Source organism: Micromonospora sp. NPDC049139, assembly GCF_055586845.1.
The window spans coordinates 1-7519 of sequence record NZ_JBVJHK010000049.1 but is presented as its reverse complement, the minus strand read 5'-3'; the positions used below and the strand labels follow the sequence as shown (position 1 = coordinate 7519).

Here is a 7519-nt window from a genome sequence, read left to right as displayed (position 1 = left end):
CGGCATCGCCAACCTCCACAACATCATCCTCGCCGGCTGACCGCCGACCCCGTCCCAGGCAACGCCTTCACCCGGTTACGAGACGTCCCTTAGCCTGCCCAGCCAAGAGGCGAACGACGATCGCGCACTGACGCTCGTGGCAGCCGACCGGGAATACACCCACACCGTCGAACGCGGCGACACCCTGTCCGAAATCGCCGAGCAGTGGCTCGGCGACGCCAACCGCTGGCGCGACATCTTCGCCCTCAACCGCGGCACCCGCTTTCCCGACGTTGGCGGCACCCTGCGCAACCCGAACGTCATCCACCCCGGCTGGACCCTCGACCTGCCCGCCGACGCCACCCCACCGCCCGGTCACCGGCCCCGCCCCAAACCCTCAACGCCCAAACCCCCAGAGGCGGAAACACCAAAAGCCCCACCGCCCCGCGACATCACGCCCTCCCCGGGGCCGGCCACGCCAAGCCAGCCACACACCCCCGCACCCAGCCACACGACGACGGCGGCACCCGACGGCGGCAGCACCGCCGCACCGACACCCAGCAACCCTGCCGACGACGTGACCACAAGCCACAGCCCGACCAGCCAGCCCAGCACCGGCCGCAAGCGTGGGATCTCCCTGCCCAGCGGCAGCTGGGTCGACGTCGGCCTCGCTCTGGCCATCGCCGCCGCCGTCGCACTGGTCTGGCTACACCGGCAACGCCGCTACGTACCCCGCACCCCATCGCCGCGGCCCCGCCACGAGGATCCGGACCTGACGCCCATGCCCCGCGTGGTCGGGCAGATCCGCCGCAGCCTGCGCCACGCCACCGCCCAGCCACACACGCCAGACCACGACACTCCGCACGCCACCGACGACGACCTCACTGACCAAAGCCACACACACCCTGGCGGCGGCCTCGACGACCCCAACGCTCCGGGCGTTACCAACACCAGCGCCGACGACGACCGGCACCACAACAGCCCCGACGGCCCTGCCAGTCGCTCACTGCCGGTGGCACCAGCACTGACGCACCCGCTGTCAGCGGTGTGGCCACCAGCCGGGCTGGGCCTGACCGGACCCGGCGCGCAAGCCGCCGCCCGCGGCTTCCTGGTCGCCGCCCTAGCCGCAGGCCACACCGACCACCCCGACGAGCGCACCCAGGTGGTGATGCCATCGGCGACCGCAGCAACCCTGCTAGGCGCCGACACCATCACCCTGCCCTCCACCCCGAGGCTGACCATCACCGGCAACCTCGACGACGCCCTGCAACTCCTCGAAGCGCAGGCGATGCGCCGCACCCGACTGCTCTACCAGCACGAAGCCGACACCATCACCGACCTTCGCGTCGCCGACCCCGGCGAAAAACCCCTCGCACCGATCATGCTGCTCGCCGACGCCACCGAACGCCACCAGCGCGCCCGCATCGCCGCCGCGCTCACCCAAGGCCAACGCCTGGACATCCACGGCGTGCTCCTCGGAGCGTGGCCCGAAGGCAACACCATCGACATCGCCACCGACGGCGCGACCACCCCCGCCGACAGCGACCCCCGGCACGGCCACCACCCCGCCGACCTCGGCCGCCTCACCGTGCTCAACCCCACCGAGACCATCGACCTCCTGGCGACCCTGTCCGAATCCCACACCGGCCAGCAGCCCGCGCCAGCCCCCACCGAAGCCGACCCCACCCACGCGCCCCCACCACTCCAGAGCGCCAACCCGCCCGCACCCCAGGACCACCCGCGGACGACGCCGCGAACGACCAGCGAACCCACCGAGGACACCCCCTGCGACACCGCCACCCGAGACGAGACAAGCCGCGACAGACCAGGCGCGCAGGCGGGGACCGGCACCACGACCGACACCGCCGGCCCCGACGCTGACAGCGCCACCGCGGACACCCCCACCGCCGCCGACACGACCACCCAGGCAACGGACAACGTCCCGGCTAGTGGCGACGCCGCCTCGACAAACCCCGACACCTCCCACGCCACCGGCCAACCCTCCGCCGCTACGGACCCGGCATGCTCCGGCTCAGCCCGCCGCGACGGCGAGCAGGCGCCACCGCCAGCGCCGCAGCAAGGCCGGGTCGAAGTGGCCGTGCTCGGACCACCCGCCATCGCCGGCGCCGACCCGCAGCGCAAGCCGCGCGCGAAGTCGCTGGAACTGCTGGTTTACCTGGCAGTGCGCGACGGCAGCGCCTCAGCCGAGGCGATCCTCGACGACCTGCTGCCCGACGCCCCCGCCAGCAAAGCCCTGCACCGGCTGCACACCTACGTCTCAGACCTGCGGGCCGTACTGCGACACAACGCCGGCCCCGGCACCTACCTCACCCACCCCCACCACCGCTACCAACTCAACCACGACCGCTTCGACATCGACCTGTGGCGCATGCGCGCCGCCATCCGCGCCGCGGACGCCGCCACCACCCCAGCAGACCGAATCGAGGCGCTGCGCCGCGCCGTTGCCAGCTACCGCCCCCTCGCCGAAGGCTGCGACTACGAATGGCTGGAACCCCACCGCCAGGCCGTGCAGCGCGAAGCCCTCGACGCCGCCGCCGCCCTCGTCGAGGAACTCGCCTCCCACCCCGACCAGCAGATCGCCGTCCTCGACACCGCCATCAACCAGCACCCCTACGCCGAAACGCTGTACCAGACAGCGATGCGCGCCCACGCCCGCCTCGGTCACCTCGACACCATCCGCGCGCTGCGCCGCACCCTGACCCGACGCCTCGCCGAGATCGACGCCGAACCCGCCGACGACACCCTCGCCCTAGCCGACCGTCTCATCGCCGACCTGCGCCAGCCCCGACGCGGTCCCCGCAGCCCACGGCCCTCCGACAACGGAACGTCCGCATGAACCCGAACCCCCACACCTCACCGGCCAGCAAGGCCACACCCGCCACCGACACCGCCATGACAGGGGAACAGCTGCGCCGACTGCGGTGGGCCGTGCGCGCCACCCTCACCCTCGGCGTCGCCGCCTCCGTCGCCGCCAACGTCCTGCACGCCCGACCCAACCCCATCAGCCAAATCATCGCCGCATGGCCACCCCTGGCCCTGCTGCTCACCGTCGAGCTGATCTCCCGCGTCCCCCACCACCGCCGCTCCCTCGGCGTCATCCGCATCACCGCGACCGCCGTCATCGCCGCCATCGCCACCTGGGTCTCCTACTGGCACCTGGTCGGGGTTGCCGCCCGCTACGGCGAAACCGACGCCGGTGCCGCCTACCTGCTGCCCATATCTGTAGACGGCCTCGTCATCGTCGCCAGCGTCAGCCTCGTCGAGATCACCGGCAGAATTCGCGCCATCGCACCTACGCCTGTCGCTCTGCCCGACACCACACTGGCCGCTGCATCCACGACCCTGCCAGCCGCAGCGACAGTCGCCGACGACTCGACTGCGGCGCAGCGGCCGCACTCAGAGACGCCGACCGCCGCTGCGGCGCCCACCACCGCACGCCCAGATGCCCCTGCCCCAATAACCCACCACGTCCAAGACCGCGCCGGGGCCACGGAGCTCACAGCCGCAGGCGCACATCCCCAGCCCGTTATCACCGCCGGGCTCCACCGACGCGCACGTCTAGCCGACCCGGTCTCAACGAGAGAAGCACCTGATAAGGCCGTTGCCGTCCAGGCATCACCATCCGTTGCACCGGCGGAAGAACGATGCTGGCAAGGTCACGCAGCACACGACCTTTCCGGCCAGGAAACCCCCGCACCCCACCCGGACGTCGAACCAACGCGCCTGCGCTGGCGTGGCAGCCCGCACGACGGCCCGACCCCCGACATCGCACCCACGTCGCCAGCCGTCGCCTTGCGGACACCACCCGACGACAACGACGGCGCCGACGGACAGCCCCCGGTGGCCTCAGATAGGGCGCTGGAAGACCACGACGTGCCTTCGGGCACTGCCGCCGCAGTGGCGTACTGGCACCGCCGAGACCCCGCCCTCCGCCCCGCCCAGATCGCGGTGCGGATCGGCCGGTCCGAGCGCACCGTCCGTCGGCACTGGCCGCCACCGCCACGGCAGCACGCCGCACGTCAACGGTCACCTGTAGGCGTAAGGGCCCCAGGTGCAGCTGAGCGTGCACAGCGTCGTGCAGATTGACGATGAGACGAGCCGGGGCCCGTTCACGCCTTCAACCGTCCGCGAGCCGGCCGGCGGATTCAACGAGACCCACAGGAACGCGCGGCCAGCAGTCGTGACGATCCGTTACCAGTGAGCCGGCCTCGACCGCATGGCGTATCCGCTTCTGTCGATGCCAGTGCGTTGGATTAGCTATCGCTATGCGGCATCTGGAAGATCGGGTCGGGTCCAGCCGCGGGCGCCGAGTCCGGGATTCGCCCGTCTACCCTGTGCGGATGCCTTCAGCGAAGCCGCTCCTGCTGCTCCTCGGGGCGGCGCTGCTCGCGGTCGTAGGCGCACTGTTCGGATCCCCCTGGACGGCCGGTGTCGGCGGTGTCGTGGTGCTGGGCGTTCTCGCCGTCGACCCCGCGGTGACCAGTTCCGCCGTGCCCCGGTCGACGCGCCTGCTACTGCAGGGCGGCCTGCTCCTACTCACCCTCGCGGGCGTCGTGGAGTTGTGGGGATGGGCGGCCTCGCCATTCGCCGAGGCCCCACCGAGCGCAAGCGAGCTGATCGGGCTGGTGACCGACCCGGGGTGGCAGCGGACGCAGTTCCTGCGGCAGCTAGCCGTGGCTAGCTGTCTGATCCTGGTCTGCGTCTGCCTCGGCGCCGCTATTGCGCGGCTGCCACGGGAGCGACTGCGCCGGATCGGCCGTGCCGTGCCGGTGGTGGGTGTGTTCACGCTGGTCACCCTGGTGTTTCTCGCCCTCGTTCCGTCGGGGCTGACCGCCCTGCTCGGCTCCGTCACCAATGTGGCCGTGACGGCGTTGCTCGTGCTCGGCGGGTATGCCTGGGTCATGGGCCGTGCGGTCCGCCGCCATGGGACCGCGCCCTCAATCGCGGCGGTGGGCGCCACGGTGCTGGCTACGGCGGCCTGGCTCGCGGCGGACAATGCCTGGCGGAGTCGGCCGGAGCCGCGCGACAGCGACGCGTTCTACCAGGCGGGCATCAGTGTGTCCGTGGCCGTCGAGACCGGGCCCGACGTCGAGACCGCGTTCGCCGTCGCGGCGCTGCTACTCGGAGCGGCCCTGACCGTGCTGGCCTGCGCGAGGCTCAGCACGGCCGGCAGCGAGACGCGCTGAACCCTGATCGATGGGCGTCGAGCAGTGCCATTTGCTTCGGGCTCAGCCACAGCTCTCGAAGGGCCGTCGTCTCACCGCGCTGCGATCGAGGTGCCAACCATCGGGTGATGAAGCGCTGCGTTCACATCGGCGGGTCGCAGGAGCCATGGTGCTGGGTAGGTCGAATCTGCCGAAACCATCGGAACGCTCGGTCTTGCCGATGAGCGTGCATGCTGCACGATGTCCCGGGTGCACGCAGAACTCGATGACACGGGCAAGGTCAGCTTCTCCATGACCTATGCCGAGGCCATCGCGATCCGAGAGGTCATCTCGTTCGCGGACTTCGATGGTGTTCTCCCGGCGCGCGATCCTGCGGAGACCGAGGTGGTATCTCGCCTGCTCGCGTCGCTCGATGGCCTGATCCCCGAGCTTGGGTTTGACGCATATAGCTCGGTTGTCGATGCTGCATGGAGAGAGATCAACGCGTTCGAGTGATACACGGACATGCCGCAGATAGTGAAAGCTGTGACGTGCCCGTGCCCGTGCCCGTGCCCGTGCGCGGTGCTGAGGTGAGGTTGAATGGCCCCGTGCCAAGCATGAGTCGGTCCCGGTACGCCGGCGTTCTCGCACGTCACGACGACAAAGTCGTTCTCGTGTACGAGGAGTACCCACGGTGGGGCGGCCCCTACTGGAACATCCCGAGCGGGCGGATCGAGGACCACGAGACGCCGTTTGAGGGCGCCTGCCGAGAGTTGGCAGAGGAGGCAGGTCTGGTGGTCGCAACCGCGGACCTCGTTCTTCATGGCACGGCGGCGGTGACCGGAGCAGTCACCGTCAGCCGGGTGTGGAACTTCACCGTCGACGTGGTGGATCCGACCCTGCACGTCCGCGACCCAGATGGTCTGGTTCAGGAGGCCCGCTGGTTCCCCGTCGAAGAAGCAAGCCGCTTGCTTCATGAGTTGCCCTACCGGCCGCTGTCGGAGCCGTCAGTTGCGGTCCTCACCCGTCAGGCTCAGCCGGGCGCCCATTGGGCGTATTCCGATCCGGAAGCGGAGCCGGTTGTCACCTACCCCAACGGGTGAAGGACATTTGCCACGTCCCTGTCCTGCTGATGACCAAGATGCCCCGAGACCTTGCTGGACCGCGGCGACGAGCCCCGCGGACGGACTACAGCGTGTTCGCCTCCCGAACCGTTCTCGATCTCTGTCGTTTACCGGATCTGCTGCGAAGCGCTCGTCACGCAAGGTAATCGGCTCACGGGTGCATGCATCCGGACGTGCCGATGGGCGTACGGCTCATCGGGCCTGGCAGCCAGGATCGCCTGATCTCACGCTTCGTGCCCTGCGCACGTTGCGCCAGCTGGTCCCGCGGACCGGCGTCCGGGTACGGCAACTCGGTCGACGAGCTCGCAGGTGCCGCCGTCGTCGTTCTCGGTGAGGCATCGCCGTATGTGATCGAGGCGAGAGGCGGGGTACCGTGCGGCGAGATCGTCGAGCATGAACCGGCAAGCCCATGCACGGGCCGACGGGGGCAGCCGCGCGAAGTTAGCGGTGTGAGTCCAGCCCTCAAGCAGCGCCGCGCAGCGTGGCTCGTCGTGAAGCGGCATGATCGCAGGGTCGAGGGTGAGGATCGACCAGGTGCGGGCCCGGTCCAGCACCTCCGGCCCCGCTGCCGCGTTGGTCCAGTCCAGGACGCCGCTGACGTCCCCTGCCTCGTTGACGAGCACGTTGAGCGGGTGCAGGTCCAGGTGGAGCAGGCACGGCGCCATGCCCGCCTGCGACACCGGAACGGCCGGTGCGGCGCGTAGCCCCGGTGGCGGCGACACCTTGGCCAGGGCGGCATGCACGCGCCCGCAAACCTCGCCCCACCGGCGGACCCGGGCTGGCGACAGACCAGCGAAGTCACCGGCGGGACGCCCCGGTAGCAGCGTCAGGAGCAGAGCTGCTGCTGGCTGTTCCTGGTCGTCAACGAACTCTTTCATTGCCAACACTTCGGGTACGGGCACGGCGTGGGCGGCGGCCTGCATGACCAACATCTCGCGGCGCAGGTCCTCTGCATCACCGATGCGCAGCACTCCCTCGCCACAGGCCCAGGTGGACCCGGTGGCGCCGCCGAACGCAGCGAGCGGTTCCTCTGCCAACCCCAGCGCGACCGCGGCCAGCCTGACCCCAGTCGGCACGACAGATGACGAGGAACGAGTGTCGTCCCAGGAAGTCGGCCCCATGGTCGAATGGTCGCAGGAAATGCTGCGGATCTTCGCCCCGTTACCTTTTTGATCGTCCCCAGCCGGGGACTGCTCGGTCGCCCGGCCTGGTATGACTTACTGCCCCTGTCGTACGCATGATCCGGGGGGT

Annotated in this window: 6 protein-coding genes; 5 read left to right on the top strand and 1 reads right to left on the bottom strand. The window is 70.1% G+C overall.

Annotated elements, in window-relative coordinates; genetic code table 11:
* Positions 1 to 136 precede the first annotated feature (136 nt).
* The 5 genes from ACZ6Q9_RS34055 to ACZ6Q9_RS34035 all read left to right on the top strand — a co-directional run bounded on the left by ACZ6Q9_RS34055 (position 137) and on the right by ACZ6Q9_RS34035 (position 6247).
* A complete protein-coding gene (locus ACZ6Q9_RS34055; RefSeq protein ID WP_396831400.1) occupies positions 137 to 2836 on the top strand; it encodes a BTAD domain-containing putative transcriptional regulator in 2700 nt (899 codons plus the stop codon).
* Positions 2833 to 4086, top strand: a complete 1254-nt coding sequence (locus ACZ6Q9_RS34050; protein ID WP_396831399.1) for a DUF2637 domain-containing protein — start codon at positions 2833 to 2835, stop codon at positions 4084 to 4086. The genes ACZ6Q9_RS34055 and ACZ6Q9_RS34050 overlap by 4 nt, the downstream gene beginning before the upstream one ends.
* Before the next feature lie 254 nt (positions 4087 to 4340).
* Positions 4341 to 5186 carry a hypothetical protein gene (locus tag ACZ6Q9_RS34045; RefSeq protein ID WP_396831398.1) on the top strand — a complete coding sequence of 282 codons (846 nt, stop codon included), beginning with the start codon at positions 4341 to 4343 and terminating at the stop codon, positions 5184 to 5186.
* A gap of 228 nt (positions 5187 to 5414) precedes the next feature.
* The gene (locus ACZ6Q9_RS34040) at positions 5415 to 5660 is read left to right on the top strand and encodes a hypothetical protein (RefSeq protein WP_396831397.1); all 246 of its coding nucleotides are present in this window, start codon (positions 5415 to 5417) and stop codon (positions 5658 to 5660) included.
* Positions 5633 to 6247, top strand: coding sequence for an NUDIX hydrolase (locus ACZ6Q9_RS34035; protein ID WP_396831396.1), 615 nt, complete (start codon positions 5633 to 5635; stop codon positions 6245 to 6247). Before ACZ6Q9_RS34040 ends, ACZ6Q9_RS34035 begins: the two co-directional genes overlap by 28 nt.
* A gap of 245 nt (positions 6248 to 6492) precedes the next feature.
* On the opposite strand, the gene ACZ6Q9_RS34030 is transcribed toward ACZ6Q9_RS34035, so the two are convergent.
* Positions 6493 to 7389, bottom strand: a complete 897-nt coding sequence (locus ACZ6Q9_RS34030; RefSeq protein WP_396831395.1) for a phosphotransferase — start codon at positions 7387 to 7389, stop codon at positions 6493 to 6495.
* Positions 7390 to 7519 lie beyond the last annotated feature (130 nt).